The following is a 25916-nucleotide window of genomic DNA, read 5'->3' as shown; positions in this document are numbered from 1 at the left end:
CCCCGCCCCACGCCTGCGCCGCTCCCGCTGACCCCGAGTTACTAGCGCGTATGACCCGTTCTCTGGGTCATACGCGCTAGTAACTCGCTGACGGGGGTCGTCTCAGAACTTCGTGAAGTCGGTGCGGGTCAGGGTCTGCGCGTCGTGGGCGGCGATGCCGCCCGTGGTCACGGTCCACACCGAGCCGTCGCCGACGAACGTCCGCAGCGGCGTCGGGCCGGTCTCGCCGGTCGACTGGTCGACCGGCTGCGGGCCGGAGCCGACCGGCCGCAGGACGACCGGGTCGGTGAAGCGGCTGCCGGCGCCCGTGCCGGTCATCCGGACGGCGACCACGCCGGCGTCGAAGCCCTGCTCGCCCGGGCGCACGGCGCCGACCGTGCCGTCGGACGGCTCGACCGGGGTACCCGGGTCGATCCACCGGGTGTACGGCACGAGCGCGAGCCCGTCGGCGAACGTGAAGGCGTGGTGGTCGCCCTCGACGTCCGACCAGGCGCCGGGCATGTTCACCGTGTCGACCCGCCGCGGCTGGGCCGGGTCGGAGACGTCGAACAGGGCCATCTGGAGCCCGGTCGTGCGGCCCTGGGCGGTCGCGTCCTGGCCGACGCCCAGCACGAGCCCGTCGCCGACCGGGTGCAGGTAGGCGGAGTAGCCGAGGATCTTCAGCTCGCCGGCCACCCGCGGCGCGGTCGGGTCGGACAGGTCGATCGTGTAGAGCGGGTCGGTCTGCCGGTACGTCACGACGTAGCCGACGTCACCGAGGAAGCGGACGGCGCGGATCGTCTCGGTCTTCCCCAGCCCGCCGACCGAGCCGGTCTTCGTCAGGCCGCTGTCGCCGACGCGCAGCACCGTGACCTGGCTGGTGCTCGGCGTCCGCTCCCGGTCGCCGCCCCACCAGTCGGGCATCGTCGTCGAGGCGACCCGCAGGTAGCCGGCGTTCTCGTCCATGGAGAACTGGTTGAGCAGGAAGCCCGGCACCTCGCCGGAGCCGACGTACACGGGCGAGGCGCCGCCCGTGGTGTCGAAGAGGTGGATCTGGCTGCGCTGGGCGCGCATCGCCACGAGCTGCTTGGCCGGGCTCAGCACCGCCCAGTCCTGCCACGGCGTCGTCGCGACGTAGGTGCGATCGGCCGTCGCGTAGAGCTGGGCGCCGGAGGCGACGACGCCCGCGGAGTCCCAGCGCGAGATCCCGGCCACGTCGCGCAGGTCGAACGTGAGCATCGACATCGTGTCGAGGCCGGAGAACGTCTTCGGGGCGGACACGTCCTGGCACGACAGCAGGCTCCCCGTGGACGTCGGCCGCGCGCCGGTGCCCTCGGTGAGCTCGTACGTCGGCAGCCAGGCGTCGATCGTCGACCGCGCGACGACCCGCCGGTTCGCGGCGGTGGCCTTCTTCTCGGCCTTCCTCACCGCCCCCTCGTCGTACGGCGGCGCGACGACGGGGGCGTCCGGGGCGCTGTCCTTGACCGGCGGCACGCCGCCTTGGTCCGGGTAGAGCGGCTGGACGAACTTGAGCCGGTTCGTCGCACCGCTCACGGTGATCCGGGCGACGCCGTCGACGAGCCGGGTGCCGACCGAGGAGCCGTCGACGACGAGCGAGCGGACGACGCGCGGCGACGCGGGGTCGCTGACGTCCACCTGGACGACCCGCGTCCGGTTCGCGAACCCGTAGCCGGGCATGATCCGGGCCGGGCCCGGGGCGACGCCGTCGCCGTCCTTCCAGGGGGCGCCGCCGACGAGGAGCACCGTCGTCCCGTCGACGAGCATGCTCTGCGCCGTCCAGCCGTCGAGCTTCAGACGGCCGAGCACCTCGCTGCGGCCGTCGCGGGTCCGGGCCACGGTGAGTGCGGCGAGCGACGAGCCGTTCGGGTCCTTCTGCCAGTCCACGGTGCCCGGGGCGGCGGAGTAGAGGAGGTCGCCGACGCGCTTGGCGACATCGGCCTCGTCGACGCCCGCGACCTGGACGTTCGTGCCGGTCGCGGACGTCGTCCCCTCGGCCGCCGCGTTCGGTGCGGCGGCGGGCACCGGGGCCCCGCCCGCGGCCCGGGCCGTGGTGGCGACCCCGCCGACGGTGTCGAACATGACGCCGAACTGGTTGCCGGGCAGGCCGTACGGCCCGACGATCGGCCGCGCGTGCGTGCGGTAGTAGTCGAGCAGGGCCGAGCAGTCGGTGAAGCTCGCGTAGGCCGCGTTCTGGACGCCGCCGAGCGTGCCGGGCCGCCCGGGGTCGCCGGGGGCCGGGACGGGGTCGTAGTCGACGATCCGGCCGTCGGCCGCGGCGTACGTCGCGAGGGTCTGGCCGAAGGTCACCGCGAACAACCCGCCGGTGACGAGGGCGAACGTCACGCCGGCCGCGGTGAAGCGGCGCCGGGACCCGCGGGCCGGGTTGTCGGTGTGCTGCACAGGGACCTCCTCGTGTCGGCCCCGGTAGTGCGGCCGGGGTGCTCCGAGGACGCCACGGGGACGGTGCGCGTTGCACCGCCCCCGCGGAAAGTTCCTCCTCGCGCCGGCCGTCAGGCCTGCGGCGCCGCCGGGCCCGGGTCGGTGAACCCGACGCGGCGGTGGCTGCCGTCGCAGAACGGCTTGTTCTCGCTGTGGCCGCAGCGGCACAACGCCGTCTTGGTGACGGTCTTGACGACCTCGCCCTCGGCGTTGCGGATCTCCGTCGACCCGCTGAGCAGGTAGGGGCCGTCGGCGGCCACGGTGACGACGACGGTGGGCGCCTGCGCCCCGTCAGGTCCCTCTGGGGTGCTGGACACGATGCCTCCGTTCGCCCCGCCGCCGGTCGACGGGTGCTGGCCGCAGGCTAGTGGCAGGCCGTGCTACTGGCAGGCCGTGCTACTGGCAGGCCTTGGCCTCGAGGTCGGAGACCTGCCCGGCCGTGGCGGCCTTGCCCGCGTCCGCGAGGGACTTCGCGAGGTCGACGACCTCGGCGGGCACTCCGGCCTCGTCGCCGGCCGCGGCGAGCCCCTCGAGCGCCGTGGCGTCCGCCTCGGAGAGCGAGCCGTCCTTGACGAGGTTGCAGATCTGGGTGCGCACGGCAGCGACCGCGAGCTCGGAGGCCTTGGCCGACGCCTTGGACTTCGCGTCGTCGACGGCCTGGGAGGCCTTGTCCGACGCCGCGTCCTGCGCCCCCTGGACGGCGTCCTCGGCGACGCCGCAGCCGGTGAGCGCGAGGGCGAGGACGGCGGCCGCGGCGGCGAGGACGGCGCGGGAGGTCGAGGTGGTGGAGTTCATGGGGTCATCTTCACCCGGCGGCGGGTGCGGCGCCGGACGCCACGACGACGTCGCCGACGCCGGAGGTGAGATCGAGCAGGTGCCGTGACGCAGGGTCCCGCGGCACGGACACTGTGCGGTCGCCGACGCCGCTCGAGCCGACGACCCGGTACGTGGTGCCGTCCGCGGGCAGCTCGACCCTGACGTCCCCGGCCCCGGTGGTCGTCACGACGGTGTCCGGTGCCGTCGCGAAGACGAGCCGCGCGTCCCCGGCGCCGGTCTCGACCCGCACGTCGGTGGACCGGACGGCGGACAGCCGGACGTCCCCCGCACCGGTCTTCAGCGCGACCCGGCCCGTGACGTCCTCGACCCGGATGTCCCCGCTCGAGGTCGACACCGTGACCGAGGCGTCGGCGGGCACCGAGACGGTCCAGTCGACCGCGCACCGCTGCGCGAACGCCGCGCCGGTCCGGCAGGAGGCGGCGAGCCGGAGCATGCCGGCGTCGAGCGTCCTGGTCTCCGTGGGCGGCTCGAACGCCCACCGGCTGACGGCCGTCACGGTCGTCGGGCCGCCGGCCGGGCCGACCTCGACGGTGACGTCCCCGGAACCGGCCCGGACGTCGAGCGCGGTCACCCGGCCGTCGACGACGGAGGTCCGGGTGCTGTGCTCCTCGAAGAAGCCGGCGACCAGGCTCGCCGCGCCGCCGACGACGAGGGCGAGCAGGCCGACGAGGCCGACGACGCGCAGACCGACGGCTGCCGTGGGGGAGGCCATCAGCTCTCCTCCTCGTGCTCGAGCCAGCGCAGGACGGCGAGGACCCGGCGGTGGTCGTGCTCGGTGGGCGGCAGGTCGAGCTTCGCGAAGATGCTCGACACGTGCTTCTCGACGGCGCCCTCGGTGACGACGAGGGCCTGGGCGATCGCCGTGTTCGACCGCCCCTCGGCCATGAGCCCGAGCACCTCGGTCTCGCGCGGCGTGAGCCGTTCGAGCGGGTCGCGGCGGCGCGACCGGGACAGCAGCTGGGTGACGACCTCGGGGTCGAGCGCCGTGCCGCCGGCGGCGACCCGGTGCAGCGCGTCGACGAACTCGCGGACGTCGGCGACCCGGTCCTTGAGCAGGTAGCCGACGCCGCGGGAGCGGGCCGCGACGAGCTCGGTCGCGTAGTTCTCCTCGACGTACTGGGAGAGCACGAGGACGGCGATGTCGGGGTACTGCTGGCGCACGACGAGCGCGGCCCGGACACCCTCGTCCGTGAAGGTCGGCGGCATCCGGACGTCGACGACGACGAGGTCGGGGCGGTGCACCTCGACCGAGCGCAGGAACGCCTCGGCGTCCCCGACGGCGTCGACGACGTCGAACCCGTTGTCCCCCAGCAGACGCAGCAGACCCTCGCGCAGCAGCACGGAGTCCTCGGCGAGGACGACGCGCAGCCGGGCGGTGGCCGCGGCGGGCGGCACGGCGGACGGGGCGGTGCTCACGATGTGCTCCTGGGTTCGGGGATGAAGACCGAGACGACGGTGGGGCCGCCGTCCGGGGAGGAGACGTCGATGGTGCCGTCGACGGCCGCGACCCGTTGCCGCAGGCCGACGAGGCCGGTGCCGCGGGCCGCGTCGACGCCGCCGACGCCGTCGTCGGTGACCCGGACGACGAGCGTCGGGCCGTGCCGGGTGACGTCGACGGACGCCGTCCGGGCCCGGGAGTGCTTGGCGACGTTCGTCAGCAGCTCGCTCACGCAGAAGTACGCGATGGCCTCGATCGTCGGCCCGGGGCGCGGGCCGGGCTCGACGCGGACCGAGACCGGGACGGGGGAGCGGGCCGCGAGCGCCGACAGCGCGGCGTCCAGACCGCGGTCGGTGAGGATCGGCGGGTGGATGCCCCGGGCGACCTGGCGCATCTCGGTGATGGCCTCCTTCGCGGAGACGTGCGCCTTCTCGACGAGCTCCCGGGCGCCCGCCGGGTCGGAGTCGAGCTTCTCCTTGGCCATGCCGAGGTCCATGGCGATCGCCACGAGCCGCTGCTGGGGGCCGTCGTGCAGGTCACGCTCGATCCGGCGCCGCTCGAGCTCGACCGAGTCGACGGTGCCGGCGCGGCTCACCTGGAGGGTCTCGACCCGCTCGGCGAGCACCTGGACCTGCTCGCGGCGGCTGCGCCCGAGGAGCGACTGGGCGAGGTGGACGTCGACCCCGACGGCGCCGCGGGCGACGAGCGGCAGGACGACCAGGCCGAAGACGCCCGCGGCGAACAGGCCGAGGTGCGGTGCGAGCCGGGCGCCCCACGGCAGGGCGATCGAGCCGTCGGGCAGGGCCGCGGAGTAGAACGGCAGCGCGGCGAAGGCGAGGCTCACGCAGAGCAGCACGAGCGTCAGCGTGCCGACGAGCAGCCCCCACAGGGCGATGACGGTGAGGTGGGCGGTGGCCCGCCAGGGGCGGCCGTCGAGGAGGTAGCGCCGCCACCACGTCTGCGGCCCGGCCGGCCCGGGCGGCGGCTCGACGACGACGCCCGTGAACGCCTGCACCCGCAGCCGTTCGAACGAGCCGACGCCGAACGCCATGAGCAGGGCCAGCGCGGTGAGCGGGATGCCGACGCCGAGCGCGGCGATCGAGGAGACGCCGCCGACGAGCAGGCCGGCGATGGCGAGGTAGGGGCCCGCGAGCAGGAGGTCGCCGACCAGCTGCGCCGCGGCGAGCCAGCCCCAGGCCCACGTGCGCAGCAGCACCCGCACGCCCCCCGGACGGCGGGGCGCCGGGACGGGTGCGGGGTCGGCGGCCGGCGTCGTCGTGGACGGCGCGGCGGGGCTCGTGGTGCTCACGGCTCCACGGTAGGCGCGTCCCGCCCGGGGCGGAGTGCGGCGGCCCGGTGTCCTGGGGTGGGGCTGCCCCTACCCCCGATCGGGGGAGGAGCCCCAGTGCCCCGCGGCCCGCTCGGCGGGAGCCTCGTTGACCATGACGACAACGACTCCCAGGCCGTCCTCCACCCCCACGGGGGGTCCTCGGGACGCTGCCCCGCCGCACGGCGGGATCGCCGGCTGGTGCGCCCGCCACCGCTGGCGCACCCTCTTCGCCGCCCTGCTCGTCCTCGCGGGCACGGTGGTCCTGCTCTCCGGCGGCCTCGTGACGACGAAGCCGGACGACCAGCTCGTCGGGGACTCCGCGACGGCGGCGAAGATCGCCGGTGCCGTGGACTTCGGCGACCGGCCCACCGAGAACGTCGTGCTCACGTCGCGGTCGGGCACGTTCACCGCCGACGAGGTCGCCGCGCTCGGCCGCGACCTGCGCGCGGCGTACACCGGGATCGAGGGCGTCGCCGCGGTCGGGGACCCGGCCCTGGCCCCCGACGGCCGCACCGTCGTCGTCCCGGTGGCGCTGGACGCCGTCCAGCGCGCCGACGGCTCGACGCCGGACGGTGCGACGACCCCGCAGGACGCCGTGGGCCCGATGCTCGTGGTGACCGACCGGGTCGCCGCCGACCGCCCGGCCCTCGAGGTCGGCCAGGTCGGCCCCGGCTCGATCGACGCCGAGGTCGGCGAGGCGCTCGAGGCGGACTTCCGGCGGGCGGAGTACATCAGCCTGCCCGTGACGCTCGGCGTGCTGCTCGTCGCGTTCGGCGCCGTCGTCGCCGCGGGCGTCCCGGTGCTGCTCGGGGTCGGGGCCGTCGTCGCGGCGCTCGGGCTCACCGCGTGGGCCTCCCGGGGGATCACCCCCGTCGACCAGAACACGCAGTCCCTCGTGCTCCTCATCGGCCTCGCGGTCGGTGTCGACTACGCGCTCTTCGTCATCCGGCGCTCCCGGGAGGAGCGCGCGGCGGGCGCGAGCGTCGTCGAGGCCGTGACGACCGCGGGCCGCACCGCGGGCCGCGCCGTCGTCATCTCCGGCATCACCGTCGTCGTCGCGATGAGCGGCATGCTCGTCGCCGGCGGCATGTTCACCTCCCTCGCGATCGGCACCATGCTCGTCGTCGCCGTCGCTGTGCTCGCCTCGGCGACCGTGCTGCCCGCGCTGCTCGTCGTCCTCGGCGACAAGGTCGAGGCGATCAGGCTGCCGTTCTCCGCGCGCCGGGCCGCGCGGCGCGGCTCGGTCGACTCGCTGTGGGGCCGGCTCGCCGGCGCCGTGACCCGGCGTCCGCTCGTGTGGACGCTCGCCGCGGGCGGCGTCCTCGTCGCGCTCGCGCTGCCGGCCCTCGGCATGCGCACCGCGCTGCCGGGTGCGGAGTCGCTGCCGAAGAGCTTCGACTCCGTCGCGACGTACGACCGGCTCACCGCTGCGTTCCCGCAGGACGGGACCACGGTCGACGTCGTCGTCCGGGCGCCCGCGGCAGCCTCTGCGCAGGTGGATGCCGCACTGGAGAAGGGTTTCCGTGCCGCGGTCGCGACCGGTGAGGTCGCCGCGGGGGAGCCGCAGGTGAAGACCTCGACGGACGGCACGGTGCACGTGCTGCCGCTGCCGGTGCCCGTCGACATGTCCGACCCGCGGCTCGGGACGGCCGTCGACACGGTGCGGGCGGACGTCGTCCCCGTCGTGGAGCAGGCGCTCGCCGGCACCGGTGCCGACGTCCACGTCGGCGGCTCGGCCGCGGTCACCGACCTCACGCGCTGGCTCGACGACCGGCTGCCGTGGGTCGTCGGCTTCGTGCTCGTCCTGACCCTCGCCGTCATGACGGTCTCGTTCGGGTCGCCGTCGCTGGCGGCCGCGACTGTCGTCCTCAACGGCCTGTCGGTCGGGGCGGCGTACGGCGTCATCACCCTGGTGTTCCAGAACACCTGGGCGGAGGGGCTGCTCGCCTTCACGTCGATCGGCTCGATCGCTGCGTGGTTGCCGTTGCTCATGTTCGTCGTGCTCTTCGGCCTCTCGATGGACTACCACGTGTTCGTCGTGAGCCGGGTGCGCGAGGCCTGGGCCGCGGGCGTCGGGCCGCGGGACGCCGTCCGGCTCGGGGTGGCCCGCTCGGCGGGCGTCGTCACGAGCGCGGCCGCCGTCATGGTCGCGGTGTTCGCGATCTTCGGGACCCTGTCGTCGCTGGAGATGAAGCAGCTCGGCATCGGTCTGGCGACCGCGGTGCTCCTCGACGCGACCCTCGTGCGCGGCGTCCTGCTGCCGGGGGTGCTCGCGCTTCTCGGCCGCCGGGCGCACACCGGGCCGAAGTGGTTGCCGGCCATCCACCACTGAGGCAGCACGGGTCACGACCCGGGCGGGCCGGTCGCGGGAACGATCCCGCGACCGGCCCGCCGTCGTGCCCGGCCCCGGCCCGACGATCTTGCTGCTACGGTCCGCGGGATCTGGCGATGTGCCGCACGGCCGGACGGGGGCACGGGGCAGCGGCCGGACACGGGAAGAGCGGGGCATGCGGCTCACACGGGGCACGGTGCTGGGGACGGTGGTCGCGGTCGCGGCGACGGCCGGGGTGGTTGCGGTCGGTGCCGCGGGCGGCAGCGCGGCGGCGACGGCCCGAACCGTGCTGCCGGTCGCGGAGACCCAGGTCTTCCCGTCCGGCAGCGGCGACATCGCCGACGACAGCGCGATCTGGGTCGACGCGTCGGACCCGGCGAACAGCGTCGTCCTCGCCGACAACAAGGCGGGCTCGGGCGGCGTCGCGACGTACGACCTCGCGGGCCGGCTCCTGCAGTACCTGCCGGTCGGCCAGGTCGGCAACATCGACGTCCGGGACGGCGTCCTGCTCGGCGGCGGGTCCGTCGCGCTCGTCGGGGCGAACAACCGGACGACGAACACGATCATGTTCTGGACGCTCGACCGGGTGACCCACGCGCTGACCCCGGTGTCGGCGCGCGCGATCACCACGCTCACGCCGAACTATGGCTTCTGCCTCTACCGCAGCCCGGTGACCGGCACGTCCTACGCGTTCGTCACCCAGAGCGGCGGCGGGCTGCTCGAGCAGTACGAGCTCTTCGAGACCGCCGGTGCCGTCGACGCCCGGCTCGTCCGCAGCCTGGCCGTCGGAAGCCAGAGCGAGGGCTGCGTCGCGGACGACGAGCGCGGCCTGCTCTACGTCGGCGAGGAGGACGTCGCCCTCTGGCGCTACGGCGCGGAGCCCGGTGCCGGCGCCGCCCGGGTCGCCGTCGACACCGTCGGGGCGGGCCGGCTCGTGGCGGACATCGAGGGCCTCACGCTCACCTACGGCCCGGGCGGCGCGGGGCATCTCGTCGTCTCCAGCCAGGGCGACTCGACGGTCGCCGTCTACGAGCGCGGCGGGGACAACGCCTACGTCCGCAGCGTCACCGTCGGTGCGAGCGGCACCGTGGACAAGGTCTCGTCGACGGACGGGGTCGCCGCGTACGCGGGCGACCTCGGTGGCGCGTTCACCGGCGGCCTGCTCGTCGTCCACGACGCGTCGAACACCGGCGGCACGATGAGCAACCTCAAGTACGTCCCGCTCGACGCCGTCACCGCCGCCGACCCGCCGCCCCCGCCGCCCGGCACCTCGGTCTCGGTGACGCTGCCGGTCGTCGCGGACACCTACCTCGACGCCTCGACCCACGGCGGCTCGACGACGCTGCGGGTCTCGGCGACGACGCTGACGACCCTGCTGCGCTTCGACGCGACGGCGGTGCCGGCGACCGCGACCGTCACCTCCGCGGTGCTCGAGCCGTACTCGCCGTCGACGAAGACGTGCCGCTACGAGGTGCACGCCGCGGGCAACACGTGGGTCGAGAAGACGGTCAAGGCCTCGACGGCGCCGGCGGTGGACCCGGTGGTGCTCGGCACCTCCGCGAGCCTCGGCGCCAAGGTGCGGGTCCCGGTCGCGCTGCCGGTGGCGGCCGTGCAGAAGGGCGCGGCGTTCACCCTCGCCGTCAAGGGCGCGCCGGGCTGCTCGCTCGGGTACCTGTCGAGCCGGGAGACGGCGAACGGCGCACGGCTCGTCGTCACGTACACGACGGGCTGACGCCGGGCCGGCGGTCCGTGGGCCCTGGTACGTTCCGCGGACGTCGGAGGGGGCACGTGGTCATGCGGCACGAGAGTGCAAGGCACGAGCAGGGCGCGAGCAGGGCAGCGGTGGCGACCGTCGTGGTCGCGGTGGCCGTGGTGGCTGCTGCTGCCGGGTTCGTCGTCCTGCGGGGCGGCGGGTCCTCCGGCAACGACGCCGGGCCCGGCGGGACGGACCGCCCCCCGCGCGCGACCGGGGGGCTGTCGTCCGGCGTCCGGACGGTCTTCCCGGCGGCCGAGACCGAGCCCTTCCCCGAGGGCAGCGGCGACATCGCCGACGACAGCGCGATCTGGTTCGACGCGAGGGACCCGGCGCGCAGCGTCGTCGTCGCGGACAGCAAGGCGGAGCCGGGCGGCATCGCGGTGTACGACCTCTCGGGGGCGCTGCTGCAGTTCCTGCCGGGCGGGCAGATCGGCAACGTCGACCTGCGCGACGGCGTCCGCGTCGGCGGGCGCGACGTCGTCCTCGTCGGGGCGAACGACCGCTCCGACGACACGCTGGCCTTCTGGACGCTGGACCCCGGCACCCGCCGGCTCACGCCGCTGCCCGGCACCGGGCCGGCGACGCTGGCGCCCAACTACGGGTTCTGCCTCTACCGCAGCGCCTCCGGCGCCCTCTCCGCCTTCGTCACCCAGCGGGACGGCGGCGGCCTCGAGCAGTACGCGCTCGCGGTGACGGCGGACGGCGTCGACGCCCGGCGGGTGCGCACCCTCGACGTCGGCAGCCAGAGCGAGGGCTGCGTCGCGGACGACGAGCGCGGCCTGCTCTACGTCGGCGAGGAGGATGTCGCGGTCTGGCGCTACGGCGCCGAGCCCGGGGACGGCGACGACCGGGTCGCGGTCGGCCGGGTCGGCGACGGGCACCTCGTCGCGGACGTCGAAGGGCTGGCGCTCACGACCGGGCCGGACGGCCGCGGCCACCTGCTCGTGTCGAGCCAGGGCGACTCGACGCTCGCCGTCTACGGGCGCGGCGGCGACAACGCGTACGTCCGCAGCGTCACCGTCGCCGCGGCCGGCGGGGTCGACAAGGTCACGACGACGGACGGCGTCGCCGCCGACGCCCGCGACTTCGGCGGCGCGTTCGCCGGCGGGCTGCTCGTCGTCCACGACGAACGCAACACCGGAGCGGGCATGAGCAACCTCAAGCTCGTCCCGCTCGCGGGCGTCACCGGCGACGACCCGCTCGCGGCACCCTGACGGCCACGCCCTGCCCGCCGGCGGCGCGGGCCGCGATACTGGCCCGCGTGCCGTCCGAGCCCCTGCACCCGTCCGAGCAGCTGAGCGCCTTCGCCGAGGCCGTGCTCGACGTCGTCGAGCTCGTCCCGCCGGGCCGGGTCATGACCTACGGCGACGTCGCCGAGTACCTGGGCCGCGGCGGTCCGCGCGCGGTCGGCACCGTGATGGCCCGCTACGGCAGCGCCGTCCCGTGGTGGCGGGTGCTGCGCGCCGACGGCTCGCCGCCGCAGGGCCACGAGGCGCAGGCGCTGCGGCACTACCGCCGGGAGCGGACGCCGCTTCGCCCGGGCGGGGAGAAGGTCGACCTCTCGCGGGCACGGTGGGACGGCGAGCCCGCGGCCTGAGCGGCGGCCTCAGATCCGCCGCGTCGTCGCGTCGACGCCGGCTGCTTCGAGCAGACGGGGGATGTCCGTGAGGTCCGCCGTCAGGACCACGACGTCGTTCGCCGTGGAGCTCAGCTCCGCGGTGACGGCGACGCAGGCGTCGACGGCGGATCCGCCAACGTGGCGCAGCCCGGCGGCCCGGTCGGCACCGAAGCGGTCGAGCGCAACGTCATGGATCCGCAGCCGGTTGAAGGCCGCCGTGCCCGGCGCGCGCCGGTCGATGCCGGCCTCGACCCGGACGACCGTCGGGACGCAGACGTGCGCCCTCGGCCCGCGGCCGCTTCGGCCCCCCGCGGCGACGAGGAACGCCAGCGCCTCCGTGTGCTTGGGGTGGTCCCTGCGTGCGAGCGCCTGCGCAGCCTCGTTGTCGAGGACGACGACCGCGGGACGGGTGCCCGGACGGACCCCGGGCGTCACGCCGTCCGCTTCCGCGGGCGCCGTTCGCCCTCGTGGGCCAGCAGACTCGCAGCCCAGAGCAGGACGTCCGCCGCGTCCGCATCGGGTCTGACCTTCACGACCTCGGCGGCGGCCTGCCGGACGAGGTCGGGGCGCTCGGCGAGGGGGTCCCGGTCGATGACGGCCAGTGCCTCGGCGACCTGGTGCAGGGCGGGCCTGGCGTCGGGATGCTCGGTGAAGTGCGCCTCGAGAGCGGCCCGCATCGCGAAGCCCTCCAGTGCCTGCCGCAACGAGCTGTTGAGTCCCTCGTTCGCGGTGTCCGCGAAGCCGAGCCGGACGGCCGCCTTGAGCGCGCGCCGCAGCGATGCAGGTTGCCGGACCGACGTGCTCGTCGAGTCGGAGTCGTCCTCGTCGAGGGCTGCGACGAGGTCGTCGAGGGCGCTCATGCAGTCACCTCCAGATCGGTGTACCACGCGACTGTACCACCGACGTGATCAAGGATCGGTGGGGCAGCAGGGCGAAGACGTGACCCGCTTCTTCGTCCGGCACCTGACCTGAGCACGGACCGGCGCCCGGCCCGTCATGCGGACCGGGCCGCGATGAGCAGGCGGTCGAGGGTCGCGACGTCGACGGGGTCGTCGTGCTCCTCGTGGAACCAGTCCGAGGCGGCCTGCCGCTGCGCGTCCGTCGTCGCGGCGAGCCAGCGCCGGCCGGCGAGGTGGGCGAAGTGGCCGAACTGCGCCAGGACCATCGTGAAATCGGCGCGCTCGCGGGGGACGGCCGGGCCGCCCGCCGCCCGGTAGGCGCGCAGGAACGCGCGGACCCGGTCGTCGGCGTCCGGATGCCGTGCGTCGCCCCTGCGGCAGTACTCGACGAGCCCGACGCACACCTCGCCGAGCGCCTCGGCCGGCCCGCTGTTGTCCCAGTCGACGACGGCGAGCCGGCCGGACGGCGTCCCGCGGACGTTGTCGGCCCACAGGTCGCTGTGGCAGACCTGCGGGTCGACAGGGGTGCGGAACAGTGCGCCGAGGGCGACGAGGCGCGGGACGTCGGCCGCGAGCGCGCCGGCGAACGGGCAGCCGGCCTGCGCGAGGGCGGTCGCGAGGTCGTCCCACTCCTGCGCGGGGACCGGCTCGGTGTACCAGGGGTCGACCGGGGCGGTGGCCGGGACCGGGTCCCGGTGCAGGGTGCCGAAGAGCGTGCCGAGCACCACCGGGTCGAGGTCGGTCCGCGGGCCGTCGAGGTCGACCCATGTCGCGACCCGGACCCGGGCCCCGCCGACGGCACCGATCACCGCGCCGTCCGTCGTGCGGACCGGTCGGGGCGCGAGGACGCCGCGGTCGGCCATCCGCGCGCAGAACGCGGCGTCGGCCGCGGCGTCCGCCTCGTCGAGCGGCTCGAGGAGCACCTTGACGGCGAACCGGCCGCGGTCGGTGACGAGGCTGCGGACGACGCCCTGCTGCCCGCGGGCCGCGACGACCGCGGGGCCGGCCGGGCGGCCGAGGTCGAAGCGGCGGGCGACCTCGGGCGCCCAGGCCTCGCCGTCGGGGGAGTCAGGGGAGTCAGGGGACGGGTCCTGCACCGCACCAGTGTCGCCGGGGCCGATGACTTCCGCGTCCGCCGCCGGTCTGCCCGGCGCGGGCGTCGGCAGCCGACGACCCGGCGGTACGCGATATATCTTGACTTTGACGAAACGCGATATAACGTGTCTCCATCCATGTGGGTGGCGGACACATGCGTCGACACCCGTCGGCGCGGGCGAGCACGCTGGACGACCCGGCCCGTGTCCACCGGCCGGCCGAGCGGGAGGGACCGCGATGATCCACGCACGAGGTCTCGTGCAGACGTTCCACACCAGGCAGGGCAAGAAGAAGACCGAGGTCCGGGCTGTCGACGGGGTCGACCTCGACGTCGCCGAGGGCGAGGTCGTCGGCTTCCTGGGCCCGAACGGCGCCGGCAAGACGACGACGCTGCGGATGCTCACGACGCTCATCAAGCCGACTGCGGGCACCGCGACCGTCGCCGGGCGCGACATCGTCCGCGAGCCGGTCGAGGTGAGGAAGCGGATCGGCTACGTCTCCCAGTCCGGCAGCACCTTCAGCTCGGCGCGCGCCGGCGAGGAGGTCATGGACCACGGCATGCTGTACGGCCGGACGAAGGCCCAGGTCGAGAAGCGGGGCAAGGAGCTGTTCGCCGAGCTCCAGCTCGACGGCCTCTGGGAGCGGATGCCGAAGACCATGTCCGGCGGCCAGAAGCGGCGGCTCGACATCGCCATGGGGCTCATCCACGACCCGACGCTCGTCTTCCTCGACGAGCCGACGACCGGCCTGGACCCGCAGGCCCGGGCGAACCTCTGGACGCACATCGCCGACCTGCGCACCCGCCGCGGCGCGACGGTCTTCATCACGACCCACTACCTCGACGAGGCCGACGCCCTGAGCGACCGGATCGTCATCATCGACCGCGGCCGGATCGTCGCGGCGGACACGTCCGAGAACCTCAAGGCCCAGGTCTCCGGCGACCTCGTGAGCCTCGAGGTCGCCGACCCGGCGGCGCGCACGACCGTCGCCGAGAAGCTCGGCTCTATCGCCGAGCCGCCGCGGCACGGGCTGCCCGGCGTCCAGATCGAGGGCGTCCACGTCCGCGGCCGCGTCCAGCGCGCCGGCCGGGCGCTGCCCGGGCTGCTCGCCTCGCTGCACGACGCGGGCGTCGTCCTCGACGCGATCGAGGTGCACCGCCCGACCCTGGACGACGTGTTCCTCACCCTGACCGGCCGGTCGCTGCGCGACGCCGAGGCGGGCGGGGAGGACGGCGCGGACGACGGACCGGCGTCCGCGGACCCGACGACGAGCGACGAGATGAAAGGAGCACTGCGGTGACCGCGACGTTCTGGCGGGAGTCCTGGATCATCTGCCGGCGCCAGCTCCGGACGGCGCTGCGCAACCCGGCGTGGGTCCTCATCGGGATCTTCCAGCCGATCCTCTACCTGTTCCTCTTCGGGCCGCTGCTCAAGCCGCTGGTGGCTCAGCTGGGAGCGACGAACGCGTACACATTCTTCGTGCCAGGAATGCTCGTGCAGCTCGGCATCTTCGGGGCGTTCTTCGCCGGCTTCAGCCTCATCGGCGAGTGGCGCGAGGGCGTCATCGAGGCCGAGCGGGTCACCCCGGCGAGCCGGACGGCGCTGCTCGTCGGCCGGCTCGGGCGCGACATGCTCCAGCTCCTCGTCCAGGCACTCATCCTCATCGGGCTGGGGTGGGTCCTGGGGATGCAGGCACCCCTGTCGGGCGCCGTCCTCGGAATCTTGCTCACGCTCGCGATCGGTGGCGCATGCGCGGCTGCGTCGAACGCACTGGCGTTGACGACGAAGAGTGAGGATGTCATGGCGCCGGTCGTCAACGTCGTCATGATGCCTGTGCTGCTGCTCTCCGGAATCCTCCTGCCCATGACCATCGGACCTCCGTGGCTCGTCGAGTTCAGCAAGTTCATGCCGGTGCGCCACATCGTCGACGCGGTCAGGAGCGCCTTCGCCGGTCATGCATCGCTCGACACCATGTTCTGGGGGTCCGCCTGGGCCGCCCTGCTTCTCGTCGCCGCCGTGTGGTGGGGGACAGCAACCTTTCGCAAGGAGAACGCGTGACGCCTTCGCGCGGGCTCCTTCAGCAGGACCAACGGACCTGGGTGCTTGTCTTCTCCATGACTGTCCCGACTGCGGCATACCAGACTTCGACGGTGGTCCTGTAGGTCCGCGTGCCGAAGCCCGAACAGGAAGCACTGAGCAATCCGCTGTGGTAGGTGCCCTTGGCTGCGTACTGCGTCTCAGAGTCCAGTGATTCCCATCCGAACCATCGAAGATCCTGGAGCGTGGCAGTCACGTAGTAGTTGTCGCTCGGGTTGCAGTAGGACCACGTGCTCTTGGCGTAGCTGCCGGACTTGTATGGCTTGCCCGCGATCAGTGTCGGGCACGGCGACGCGGCCGCAGCCGCCAACGATGCCGGAGCCGTCGCTCCGAACGGCAGCTCGTGGGTGTTCGCGGCCGCACCCTGAACCGGTCCGACGGTCGAGAGCGAAACGGCCAAGATGAAGATCGCTACGAGTCTCTGGGGGCTCTTCATGATGCGTCCTCCGGCTTCTCGTCGACAGTGACCGATTCACGCAAGACTGAACCGGAGCCAGCGGCCTGGACCGGGACCTCCGTCGGTTCTGTGACCGGCTCGGCTTCGCCGGCCGTCGATGGCGTTGCGACGGCGGGCGAGCGACATCATGCAGGTGCGGCACATCGTCGACGCCGTCCGGACGGCGTTAACGGGCACCGGGGCCTGTCCCGGAGGGGCGAACGGTCGCCGTCACGGGCCGGGTCGCCGGTGCGAGCATTCGGCGAGGCCCCTCCCCGTCGGGCCCGCCCGCGCGACCCGGAGGAGCAGTCATGTCCCGCATGGAGCCGCTGTCGATCGAGGACTGCACCGATACCGAGCTCCGGGCGGCGCTCGACCACTTCGTCGCCACGCTCGGGTTCGTGCCCAACAGCCTGCTGACGATGCAGCGGGTCCCGGCGATCGCCAAGGCCGTCATCCAGCTGAACCGGGCCGTGTTCAGCCCGGGCGGCCGGGTCGATCTCGGGCTCAAGCGCCTCGTGGCGCACATGTCGAGCTTCGCGACGGGCTGCCAGTACTGCAAGGCGCACACGACGGTCAGCGCGACCCGGCACGGCGTCGACGACGAGAAGATGGCGGCGATCTACGACTACGCGACGAGCCCGCTGTTCTCCGACGCGGAGCGGGTCGCGCTCGACTTCGCGCTCGCGGCGGCGTCGGTGCCCAACGGCGTCACGGACGAGTCCTACCGCGCGCTGGCGGCGCACTGGGACGAGGAGCAGATCGTCGAGATCCTCGGCGTCGTGTGCATGTTCGGTGTCTTCAACCGGTGGAACGACTCGATGGCCACCCCGTTGGAGGAGCTGCCGGCGGCCAGGGCCGGTGAGCTGCTCGGCGACCGGGGCTGGGAGGCCGGCAAGCACTCCCGGTAGCGGCGCCGGCGCCGGGCGCCCGGCGCGTCAGCTGCAGCAGTCGTCGGACGTCGCGGGCGGCGGCCCGCCACGGCAGAAGCACGACGCCGTGACGGGCACGTCGGCCTCGGCGACCGCCGCGGCGAGCCGGGGCGCGACCTGCGCCGCCTCGGCGGCGCGTCCGAGACGCAGCAGGCACTCGTGGTACCCGTGCAGGCTCCACACGTTCTCCGGGTGCTGCAGCGCCCGCGGCAGGGTGTCGTCGAGGCCGAGGTCGGCCCGGTAGACCGCGGCGGCCTCCTCGACGTGCCCCTGCTCGAGGAGCAGCGCGCCGTACGCGTGCCGGGTCGGCTGCATCCAGCCCCACGGCTCGTCGTAGGGCAGCGCGTCGTCGAGGTCGATCGAGCGGCGCAGGTGCGCGTACGCCTCGTCGTAGCGGCCGCGGCGGTACTCCAGCTCGCCGTCGAGCATCGCGCCGGCGACGGCGAGGATGTCGCGGCACGTGTTGTTGAACAGGGTCCGGGACTCCGGGACCCGGTCGCACGCCGCGCGGAACGCCGTCCGCTCCTGCTCCGCGGCGTCGACCCGGCCCGTCGCGGAGGACGCGACCCCGCGTGCGTAGTGCGTCATCGCCGTCGAGACGCAGTACAGGTCCGGGTCGGCCGGCAGCGGCAGGGCGAGGATGTCCGCCCAGCGGCCGAACCGGATGAGCACGTGGACGCGCATCGCGAGGAAGCCCTCGAGCCAGTCCGCCATCGGCGGCACCTGCACCCGCAGCAGGTCCTCGGGGATCGACGCCGCGAGCCGGTCGGCCATCTCGAGCGCGACCTGCGAGCGGCCCTGGAACATCGCGCCGTAGACCGCGAAGTGGTAGTCGTGCGAGCGGTACAGCGTGTAGAAGTTCATCGCCCCCTCGCGGGCGAGGTAGCGCTCGTCGGCCGCCACGGCCGCGGTGTTCGACGCGACGACCTGCCCGTAGCGGCCGCAGAGCACGTCGAGGTGGGTCGGCATGTGCTCGAGGTGCCCGGCGTCCGGGACGAGCCCGCGGAGCCGGTCCGCGACCGGCAGCGCCTGCTCGGGCGTCGTCGACATCTCCATGAGGTGGATGTACATGTGGAGCAGGCCGGGGTGGGTGCGGCCGGCCTCGTCCGTGAGCGCCCCGTCGAGCACGGACCGCGCCTCGACGGCGTGCGAGCCGGGCGCCGGCTCCCCGGTGCGCAGGTCCCACAGCTGCCAGGGCGTGAGGTTCATCAGGGCGTCGGCGAACAGGGTCGCCACGTCGAGGTCGGCACCGAACCGGGCGTGGACGGCGCGCATCGCGGCCGCGTAGTCGTGGTTCCACACCGACAGGTCCCCGGCGGGCCGGTCGGCGGGGTAGCGGGCGGCGAGCGCCTCGACGAGCGCCTGCTCGACGGGTGTCGCGTGCGCCGCGGCCGCGCGGGCCCGGGCGACCGCGGCGTGGGTGCGCTCCACGGTGCTCGCGAGGTCGGTCTCGTCGAAGAACTCCCACGGCTTGTTGTAGTTCGGGCCGAGCGCGTAGGCGACGCCCCAGTGGGCCATCGCGCACCCCGGGTCGGCCGCGGCCGCGCGCTCGAAGCAGCGGACCGCCTCCTCGTGGTTGAACCCGTAGGTCCAGACGAGGCCGCGGTCGAACCAGGTCTGCGCCGCGGCGGACGTCGTCGTCACCGGGCGGCGGTAGGTGCCGAGGTCGTAGTAGCCGTCACCAGAGATGTCCACTGCCTCGTCCAACGGATCTGCTCCTCGCCCGGGCGCCCGACGGTGTCCGGGCGCACGCTAGCCCTCCCGCGGCCGGACCGACAGGGGCGTTCCGCGCCCCGGCCGTGCGAGTCACAGCAGCCTCATCCGTACCCGCCCGCCCGTCGTCCGGCGATCTGTCGGTCCGCTGTGATGGACTCGCGGACGTGGGATCGGGGACGGCGACCGCCGGGCAGCAGCGCGGCCGGCGGGCCGACGGTCCCCGGATCAGGCTCGTCCGGCCCGCCCCGGCGGCTCCGGCGGTCCCGGCCGAGGCGCTCGACGCCGCCCAGGCCGCGGTCGTCGCGCACGGCCGAGGCGCCGGCCCGCTCGTCGTCCTCGGCGGTCCCGGCACGGGCAAGACGACGGCCCTCGTCGAGGCCGTCGTCGCCCGGGTCGAGCGGGACGGCGTCCCGCCGGACGCCGTCCTCGTGCTCGCGCCGTCCCGGACAGCCGCCTCGGCCCTGCGGGACCGGATCTCCGGCCGGCTCGCCCGCACCGTCAAGGAGCCGCTGGCCCGCACGCCGCACGCGTACGCGTTCGGGCTGCTGCGCCGGGCCCGGGTGCTCGACGGGGACGTCCCGCCGCGGCTGATCTCCGGCCCGGAGCAGGACCAGATCCTCGCCGACCTGCTCGCCGGGCACGTCGACGGCGTCGTCGAGGGCCCGGCCTGGCCACCGGGCGTCGGCGAGGAGATCCGGGCCCTGCGCGGCTTCCGTGACGAGCTGCGCGACCTGCTCATGCGGGCCGTCGAGCGCGGCCTCGGGCCCGACGACCTCGAGCACCTCGGCCGCGCCCACGACCGGCCCGACTGGGTCGCGGCGGCGGCCGTCCTCGGGGAGTACCTCGACGTCACCGCGCTCGCGACCCCCGGTGCCTACGACCCGGCCGGCATCGTCGACGCCGCGACGGCCCTGCTCGAGACCGACCCCGACCTGCTCGCGCAGGAGCAGGAGCGCCGGCTCGTCGTCGCCGTGGACGACGCGCACGAGGCGACCGCCGCGACGCTGCGGCTGCTCGACGTCCTCGCCGGGGAGGGCCGTGACCTGCTCCTCACCGGCGACCCGGACGCCGCGACCCAGACCTTCCGCGGCGCCCGGCCGGCCCTGCTCGCCGCCGCGCCGCAGCGCTACCCGCGCCTCGACGGCGGGCCGGCACCGACCGTCGTCCTGCGGACCGTGCACCGGCACGGCACGGCGCTGCGGGCCGTCGCCCGCCGGGTCGCCGAGCGGATCGGCTCGACGGGCGCCGTGGCGCACCGCGGCGCGCAGCCGGTCGCCCCGGCCGACGGCGGCCCGCCCACCGGCTCGGCGCAGGTCGCGCTGCTGTCGTCCGGCTCGCTCGAGGCGGCGTACGTCGCCCAGCACCTGCGCCGCCACCACCTCGAGGGCGGCGTCCCGTGGAGCGCGATGGCCGTCGTCGTCCGCTCGGCCCGGGCGACCCAGCCGCTGCGCCGTGCGATGGCCGCGGCCGGGGTGCCGGTCGCCGTCCCGCCCGCGGAGGTGCCGGTCCGGGACGAGCCCGCCGTCCGGCCGTTGCGGCTGGCGATGCGGTGCGCGCTCTCCGACGCCCCGCCCGCCCCCGAGGACGTCGCCGAGCTGCTCACCGGGCCGGTCGGCGGCGCGGACGCCGTCGCGCTGCGCCGGCTGCGGCAGGCGCTGCGGGCCGTCGAGATCGCCGCCGGCGGCGGGCGCGGCAGCGACGACCTGCTCGTCGAGGCGGTGCTCTCACCGGGCTCCCTCGTGCTCGTCGAGCCGCGGGTCGCCGCACCGGCGTTCCGGGTGGCGGCCGCCGTCACGGCCGGTCGCACCGCCGCCGCGGTGCCGGGTGCGACCGCCGAGACCGTGCTCTGGGCGCTGTGGGAGACCGCCGGGCTCGCGGCACCGTGGCGCCGGACGGCGCTGCGAGGCGGCCAGGCCGGGGCCCGCGCCGACCGCGACCTCGACGCCGTCGTCGCGCTCTTCGAGGCCGCCGAGCGCTACGTCGACCGACTGCCGCACGCCGGTCCGGCCGGCTTCCTCGCCTACCTCGAGGGCCAGGACCTGCCCTCGGACACCCTCGCCGAGCGGGCCCCCGACGGCGAGGCCGTCGCCCTCGTCACCGCGGCCGGTGCCGCCGGCCGGGAGTGGGACGTCGTCGCCGTGCCCGGCGTCCAGGAGGGCGTCTGGCCCGACCTGCGGCTGCGCTCGTCGCTGCTCGGCGCGCAGGCGATCGCCGACCTGCTCGACGGCCGCTCCGGGGCCGGCGGCGGCACCGTCGCGGCGCAGCGCCGCGCCGTCCTCGACGACGAGCTGCGGACCTTCCACGTTGGGGTGAGCCGGGCCCGCGCGCACCTGCTCGTCACCGCCGTGCGCTCCGAGGACGAGCTTCCGTCCGGGTTCGTCGACCTCGTCGACCCGCTCCCGGACGACGTCGAGGTCCGGCCCGTGACCGACGTCCCCCGGTCGATGACGCTGCCCGCGCTCGTCGCGGAGCTGCGCGGCGTCGCCACCGACGACACCGCCCACCCGGCGCGCCGCGACGAGGCGGCCCGCCGGCTCGCCGAGCTCGCCGACGCCGGGGTGCCCGGCGCGCACCCCGACGACTGGTTCGGACTGCCCGACCTCACCGACGACCGCCCGCTGCGCGGCCCGGGCGACCTCGTCGCGGTCTCGCCCTCCCGGATCGAGCAGTTCGACCGGTGCGCGCTGCGCTGGCTGCTCGAGTCGTCCGGCGGCACGACCGGCTCCTCGGTCTCGCAGGCGCTCGGCACCCTCGTCCACGAGGTCGCGCAGCAGGTGCCCGACCTCGACCGGGCCGCGCTCGCCGAGCGCCTCGCGGCGACGATCGGGCGGCTCGGGCTCGGCGACGGCTGGGTCGACGAACGGCAGCGGCAGCGCGCGCACGACATGGTCACCAAGCTCTCGGACTACGCGTCCCAGGCCAGGAAGGCGGGCCGCGAGCTCGTCGCCGTCGAGCGGTCCGTCGAGGTCCAGGTCGGTCGGGCGGTGGTCCGCGGCCAGGTCGACCGGGTCGAGCGGGACGCCGACGGCCGGCTCGTCGTCGTCGACCTCAAGACCGGCAAGTCCGCGCCGGCGTCCGCCGAGCTCGCCCGGCACGCCCAGCTCGGCGTCTACCAGGTGGCCGTCGAGGAGGGCGGGTTCGACGACGTCGCACCGGGCCGGGAGAGCGGGGGAGCGCTGCTCGTCCAGCTCGGGACGACGCGCAAGAGCGCCGGGGTCCAGGAGCAGCCGCCGCTCGCGAGCGACGACGACCCGCAGTGGGCCCGCAGGCTCGTCACGGAGGCGGCCGACGGGATGGCCGGCGACGCGTTCCCGGCGTCCGGCAACCCGATGTGCCGGATGTGCGCGGTGCGCCGCTCCTGCCCGCTGCAGCCCGAGGGCCGGCAGGTGGGCGCGTGACCGACTCCCAGCTCGGGCTCGACCTCGACGAGCTCCTCCAGCTCGTCCCGGACGGCGGCGCCACCCGGCCGCGCGGCAGCCGGCGCGCGGCACCGGCCCGGCCGGGCCAGGGGGCGCCGGGCGAGCAGGCGCTGCTGCCGCTGGGCGTCTCGGCCGTCTCCGCCGTCGAGATCGCCCGCGCCCTCGGCCGGCCGGACCCGACGTCGGAGCAGGTCGCGGTCATCGAGGCCGACCCGGCCGCGCCGCTGCTCGTCGTCGCCGGGGCCGGCTCCGGCAAGACCGAGACGATGGCCGCCCGCGTCGTCTGGCTCGTCGCGAACGGGCACGTGGCCTCCGAGGAGATCCTCGGCCTCACCTTCACCCGCAAGGCGGCCGGCGAGCTCGCCGACCGGGTGCGGTCCCGGCTGCGCGCGCTCTACCGGCGCGGCCTCGTCGACGTCGAGCCGCAGCCGGTCACGGTCTCGACCTACCACGCCTACGCCGCGGCGGTGCTGTCCGACCACGGGCTGCGCGTCGGCATCGAGCCCGGCTCGAAGCTCCTCGGCGAGGCCGGCGCCTGGCAGCTCGCGAGCGAGGTCGTCGAGCGCTGGGACGGCGACATGTCCGGCGTCGAGAACGTCGCCGCGACCGTCACCGAAGCCGTCCTCGCGCTCGCCGGGGAGTGCGCCGAGCACCTCGTCGCCCCGGCGGACGTCGAGGCGTACCTCGAGGGCGTCCTCGACCGGGTCGCGACGCTGCCCGCAGAGCTGGGCAGCGCCGGCCCCGGCACGCCGAAAGGCCCGGTCCGGGAGCGGCTCGCCAAGCTCGTCGCCAAGCAGCGCGTCGTGCCGCTCGTCGCCGCCTACGCGCAGCGCAAGCGCGACCTCGAGGTGCTCGACTTCGGCGACCAGGTGGCGCTCGCCGCCCGGGTCGCGCTCGAGGTGCCCGAGGTCGCCGCGGGGGAGCGCGAACGCTTCCGGGTGGTCCTGCTCGACGAGTACCAGGACACCAGCCACGGCCAGCTCGTCCTGCTCCGCGCGCTCTTCGGCGACGGTCACCCGGTGACCGCCGTGGGCGACCCGCACCAGTCGATCTACGGCTGGCGCGGTGCCTCCGCGGGCAACCTCCAGCGCTTCCCGGCGGACTTCGCCCGGGTCGGCGGCGAGCTCTCCGGCACCCGGGTGCTCTCGACGAGCTGGCGCAACGACGCGGCCGTGCTCGCGGTCGCGAACCGGGTTGCCGCCGACCTGCGGACGCCGCCGCGCTGGCTGCACCGAGGCGGCCGCCGCGGCGAGCACGTCGACGTCCCGCCGCTCGTGGGGCGCCCGCAGGCCGGGCCGGGCCGGGTGGCGCTGGGCTGGTTCGCCACCCTCGAGGACGAGGCCCGTGCCGTCGCCGAGGTCGTCGCCGAGCAGTGGCGCGACCCGGCCGGGCGGCCCAGCGCGGCCGTGCTGTGCCGGGCCCGGGCACAGTTCCCCCTCGTCGAGGCGGCGCTGCGCGCGCAGGGCCTGCCCGTCGAGGTCGTCGGCCTCGGCGGCCTGCTCACCGTGCCCGAGGTCGCCGACGTCCGCGCCGCGCTCGAGGTGCTCCACGACCCGACCCGCGGCGACTCGCTCATGCGGCTGCTCACCGGGGCCGCCGTCCGGCTCGGCCCGCGGGACGTCGAGGCGCTCGGCGTCTGGGCCGCGGAGCTGACCCGGCGGCGCCGGCGGGCGACGGACGCCCGCACCGGCGGCTCGTCGGACGCCCGGGCGGACGACGTACCGCCGGTCGAGGTCGTCGCGGACGTCGTCGACGAGCGGTCCGTCGTCGAGGCCCTCGACGAGCTGCCGCCGGCGGGCTGGCACGGCCCGGCTGGTCAGGAGCTCTCCGAGCCGGGCCGGCGGCGCCTCGACCGGCTCGGCGGCACCCTGCGCGACCTGCGCTCCCGGACCGCGCTGCCGCTCGCGGACCTCGTGCTCGACGTCGAGCGCGCCCTGCTCCTCGACGTCGAGGTCGCCGCCCGCCCGGGGGTGCGGCCGGGCGCCGCCCGCGCGCACCTCGACGCCTTCGCCGACGTCGCCGCCGCGTTCGCCGACACCGGCGGCGCCCCGGGGGCGGGTGGCGGGGCCCGGGCCGGCTCCGGCGGCTCGCTCGGCGCGTTCCTCGGCTGGCTCGCCGCCGCGGACACCCGCGAGCGAGGCCTGGAGGCCCCGGTCACCGAGGTGCGGGACGACGCCGTCCAGGTGCTCACCGTGCACGCCTCGAAAGGCCTGGAGTGGGACGTCGTCGCCGTCACCGGCCTCGTCGAGGGCACGTTCCCCTCGGGGACGAACGGCCGCCCGCCCGGCCCGGCCAACGGCTGGCTCGGCGACATCGGGGCCCTGCCCTACCCGCTGCGCGGCGACCGGGCCGGGCTGCCGCACTGGGCCGTCGAGGGGGCCTCGACGCAGGTGGACCTCGCCTCGGCGCTCGACGACTTCCGTGAGGCGTGCGGCGAGCACGACGTCGCCGAGGAGCGCCGGCTCGCCTACGTCGCCGTGACCCGGGCCCGGCGGCTGCTCCTCATGACCGGAGCCCAGTGGGGCGACGGCTCCCGGCCGCGGGCGCCGTCCCGCTTCCTCGTCGAGACCGCCGACCTCGTCGGCGTCGTCGGCGTCGAGCTGCTGCACTGGGCGGACGTCGCCGAGGACGGCACCGCGAACCCCCGGGACGCCCTCGTGGCGCGCGCCGACTGGCCCTTCGACCCGCTCGGCCCGCGCCGGGCCGCCGTCGACGACGGCGCGGGCCGGGTGCTCGCGGCGCTCGCCGAGCGGCACGCCGCACCCCCGGTCGCACCGGCCGGCGACCGGGTCGGCTGGGCGCGGGAGGTCGACCTGCTCCTCACCGAGCGCGACGCCTCGACCCGGCGCGACCTCGCGGTCGCGCTGCCGCGGCACCTGTCGGCGTCCAAGGTCGTGGCGCTGGCCACCGACCCGTTGGCGTTCGCGGCGCGGCTGCGCCGCCCGATGCCCGAGCCGCCGAACCCGCACGCCCGCCGGGGCAGCGCGTTCCACGCCTGGCTCGAGGAGCGCTACGGCATGGCCGCCCTCGTCGACGTCGACGACCTGCCGGGCGCGGCCGACGAGAGCGCCGGCGACGAGGACCTCGCCGCGCTCCAGGCGGCGTTCCTCGCGAGCGAGTGGGCCGACCGGGTGCCGGACGCCGTCGAGGTGAGCATCGAGACCCCGGTCGCGGGGGTCGTGCTCCGCGGCCGGGTCGACGCGGTGTTCCGGCTGCCGGGCGACGCGGGCGGCGACCGCTGGGAGGTCGTCGACTGGAAGACCGGCCCGCCGCCGGGCCGCGACGACGACGCCGGGGCCCGCACCCGGGCCGTCCAGCTCGCGGTGTACCGGCTCGCGTGGGCCCGGCTCCAGGGCGTCCCGGTGGAGCAGGTCGGTGCGGCCTTCTTCTACGCCTCCGCCGGCCGCACCGTGCGCCCCGTCGACCTGCTCGACGCGGCCGGTCTCGAGCGGCTCGTCGTCGCGGCGACCGACGGCACGGAGCCGGTGACCGCCTGATGACCGGCCGGTGACCGCGTCCGCCTAGCGTCCGGCGGACCGGGCGCAGGCGGCGTCCGGACACCTCCCGGGAGCC

20 protein-coding genes are annotated in these 25916 nt (G+C 75.5%); 9 read left to right on the top strand and 11 right to left on the bottom strand.

The annotated features are described in order from the left end of the window. Positions 1-102: 102 nt before the first annotated feature. From EDJALFJO_RS15325 to EDJALFJO_RS15300, 6 genes are all read right to left on the bottom strand, one after another. Positions 103-2400: a beta-propeller domain-containing protein gene (locus EDJALFJO_RS15325; RefSeq protein WP_088286712.1), complete on the bottom strand. Its 2298-nt coding sequence runs from the start codon at positions 2398-2400 to the stop codon at positions 103-105. A gap of 110 nt (positions 2401-2510) precedes the next feature. Beyond that, positions 2511-2756 (bottom strand): CDGSH iron-sulfur domain-containing protein, encoded by a 246-nt coding sequence (locus tag EDJALFJO_RS15320; RefSeq protein ID WP_143448597.1) that lies wholly within the window; start codon positions 2754-2756, stop codon positions 2511-2513. Positions 2757-2835: 79 nt separating this feature from the next. Further along, complete coding sequence (locus EDJALFJO_RS15315) at positions 2836-3234, bottom strand: hypothetical protein (RefSeq protein ID WP_088286708.1); 399 nt, start codon at positions 3232-3234, stop codon at positions 2836-2838. Positions 3235-3244: 10 nt separating this feature from the next. Continuing rightward, positions 3245-3988 carry a DUF4097 family beta strand repeat-containing protein gene (locus EDJALFJO_RS15310; protein ID WP_088286706.1) on the bottom strand — a complete coding sequence of 248 codons (744 nt, stop codon included), beginning with the start codon at positions 3986-3988 and terminating at the stop codon, positions 3245-3247. After that, complete coding sequence (locus EDJALFJO_RS15305) at positions 3988-4644, bottom strand: response regulator transcription factor (protein WP_088286732.1); 657 nt, start codon at positions 4642-4644, stop codon at positions 3988-3990. Before EDJALFJO_RS15305 ends, EDJALFJO_RS15310 begins: the two co-directional genes overlap by 1 nt. A gap of 44 nt (positions 4645-4688) precedes the next feature. Beyond that, positions 4689-6023 carry a sensor histidine kinase gene (locus EDJALFJO_RS15300; protein WP_088286704.1) on the bottom strand — a complete coding sequence of 445 codons (1335 nt, stop codon included), beginning with the start codon at positions 6021-6023 and terminating at the stop codon, positions 4689-4691. A gap of 133 nt (positions 6024-6156) precedes the next feature. On the opposite strand from EDJALFJO_RS15300, the gene EDJALFJO_RS15295 reads away from it, so the two are divergent. From EDJALFJO_RS15295 to EDJALFJO_RS15280, 4 genes are all read left to right on the top strand, one after another. Beyond that, positions 6157-8376, top strand: a complete 2220-nt coding sequence (locus EDJALFJO_RS15295) for an MMPL family transporter (RefSeq protein WP_088286702.1) — start codon at positions 6157-6159, stop codon at positions 8374-8376. Between the two features lie 175 nt (positions 8377-8551). After that, positions 8552-10108, top strand: a complete 1557-nt coding sequence (locus tag EDJALFJO_RS15290; RefSeq protein ID WP_088286700.1) for a phytase — start codon at positions 8552-8554, stop codon at positions 10106-10108. Positions 10109-10218: 110 nt separating this feature from the next. Next, on the top strand, positions 10219-11346 hold the full coding sequence (locus EDJALFJO_RS15285) for a phytase (RefSeq protein WP_158220448.1): 1128 nt from the start codon (positions 10219-10221) through the stop codon (positions 11344-11346). A gap of 38 nt (positions 11347-11384) precedes the next feature. Then, a complete protein-coding gene (locus EDJALFJO_RS15280) occupies positions 11385-11729 on the top strand; it encodes an MGMT family protein (protein ID WP_369812541.1) in 345 nt (114 codons plus the stop codon). 9 nt (positions 11730-11738) lie between these two features. On the opposite strand, the gene EDJALFJO_RS15275 is transcribed toward EDJALFJO_RS15280, so the two are convergent. The 3 genes from EDJALFJO_RS15275 to EDJALFJO_RS15265 all read right to left on the bottom strand — a co-directional run bounded on the left by EDJALFJO_RS15275 (position 11739) and on the right by EDJALFJO_RS15265 (position 13746). Next, a complete protein-coding gene (locus EDJALFJO_RS15275; RefSeq protein WP_088286697.1) occupies positions 11739-12185 on the bottom strand; it encodes a hypothetical protein in 447 nt (148 codons plus the stop codon). Then, positions 12182-12610: a hypothetical protein gene (locus EDJALFJO_RS15270; RefSeq protein ID WP_088286695.1), complete on the bottom strand. Its 429-nt coding sequence runs from the start codon at positions 12608-12610 to the stop codon at positions 12182-12184. Before EDJALFJO_RS15270 ends, EDJALFJO_RS15275 begins: the two co-directional genes overlap by 4 nt. 134 nt (positions 12611-12744) lie before the next feature. Continuing rightward, the gene (locus EDJALFJO_RS15265; protein ID WP_158220447.1) at positions 12745-13746 is read right to left on the bottom strand and encodes a phosphotransferase enzyme family protein; all 1002 of its coding nucleotides are present in this window, start codon (positions 13744-13746) and stop codon (positions 12745-12747) included. Positions 13747-13981: 235 nt separating this feature from the next. Between EDJALFJO_RS15265 and EDJALFJO_RS15260 the strand changes: the two genes are divergently transcribed. Then, a complete protein-coding gene (locus EDJALFJO_RS15260; RefSeq protein ID WP_088286692.1) occupies positions 13982-15043 on the top strand; it encodes an ATP-binding cassette domain-containing protein in 1062 nt (353 codons plus the stop codon). Next, positions 15040-15801: an ABC transporter permease gene (locus EDJALFJO_RS15255; protein WP_088286690.1), complete on the top strand. Its 762-nt coding sequence runs from the start codon at positions 15040-15042 to the stop codon at positions 15799-15801. The genes EDJALFJO_RS15260 and EDJALFJO_RS15255 overlap by 4 nt, the downstream gene beginning before the upstream one ends. A 19-nt stretch (positions 15802-15820) precedes the next feature. Here the strand turns inward: EDJALFJO_RS15255 and EDJALFJO_RS15250 are convergent, their stop codons facing one another. Then, positions 15821-16276 (bottom strand): hypothetical protein, encoded by a 456-nt coding sequence (locus EDJALFJO_RS15250; RefSeq protein WP_088286688.1) that lies wholly within the window; start codon positions 16274-16276, stop codon positions 15821-15823. Between the two features lie 311 nt (positions 16277-16587). On the opposite strand from EDJALFJO_RS15250, the gene EDJALFJO_RS15245 reads away from it, so the two are divergent. Further along, a complete protein-coding gene (locus EDJALFJO_RS15245) occupies positions 16588-17187 on the top strand; it encodes a carboxymuconolactone decarboxylase family protein (protein ID WP_088286686.1) in 600 nt (199 codons plus the stop codon). A 27-nt stretch (positions 17188-17214) separates the two neighbouring features. On the opposite strand, the gene EDJALFJO_RS15240 is transcribed toward EDJALFJO_RS15245, so the two are convergent. Then, the gene (locus tag EDJALFJO_RS15240; RefSeq protein ID WP_233149879.1) at positions 17215-18915 is read right to left on the bottom strand and encodes a tetratricopeptide repeat protein; all 1701 of its coding nucleotides are present in this window, start codon (positions 18913-18915) and stop codon (positions 17215-17217) included. Between the two features lie 173 nt (positions 18916-19088). Here EDJALFJO_RS15240 and EDJALFJO_RS15235 point away from each other — a divergent pair, with 173 nt between their 5' ends. Together EDJALFJO_RS15235 and EDJALFJO_RS15230 are read left to right on the top strand one after the other, a co-directional pair. Beyond that, positions 19089-22322 carry an ATP-dependent DNA helicase gene (locus tag EDJALFJO_RS15235; RefSeq protein ID WP_198950331.1) on the top strand — a complete coding sequence of 1078 codons (3234 nt, stop codon included), beginning with the start codon at positions 19089-19091 and terminating at the stop codon, positions 22320-22322. After that, on the top strand, positions 22319-25840 hold the full coding sequence (locus EDJALFJO_RS15230; RefSeq protein ID WP_233149878.1) for an ATP-dependent DNA helicase: 3522 nt from the start codon (positions 22319-22321) through the stop codon (positions 25838-25840). The genes EDJALFJO_RS15235 and EDJALFJO_RS15230 overlap by 4 nt, the downstream gene beginning before the upstream one ends. The last annotated feature ends 76 nt before the right edge of the window (positions 25841-25916 follow it).

Source organism: Kineosporia sp. A_224 (genome assembly GCF_002198655.1).
Classification (GTDB): domain Bacteria; phylum Actinomycetota; class Actinomycetes; order Actinomycetales; family Kineosporiaceae; genus R-H-3.
This window is presented reverse-complemented; position numbering and strand designations above follow the sequence as displayed.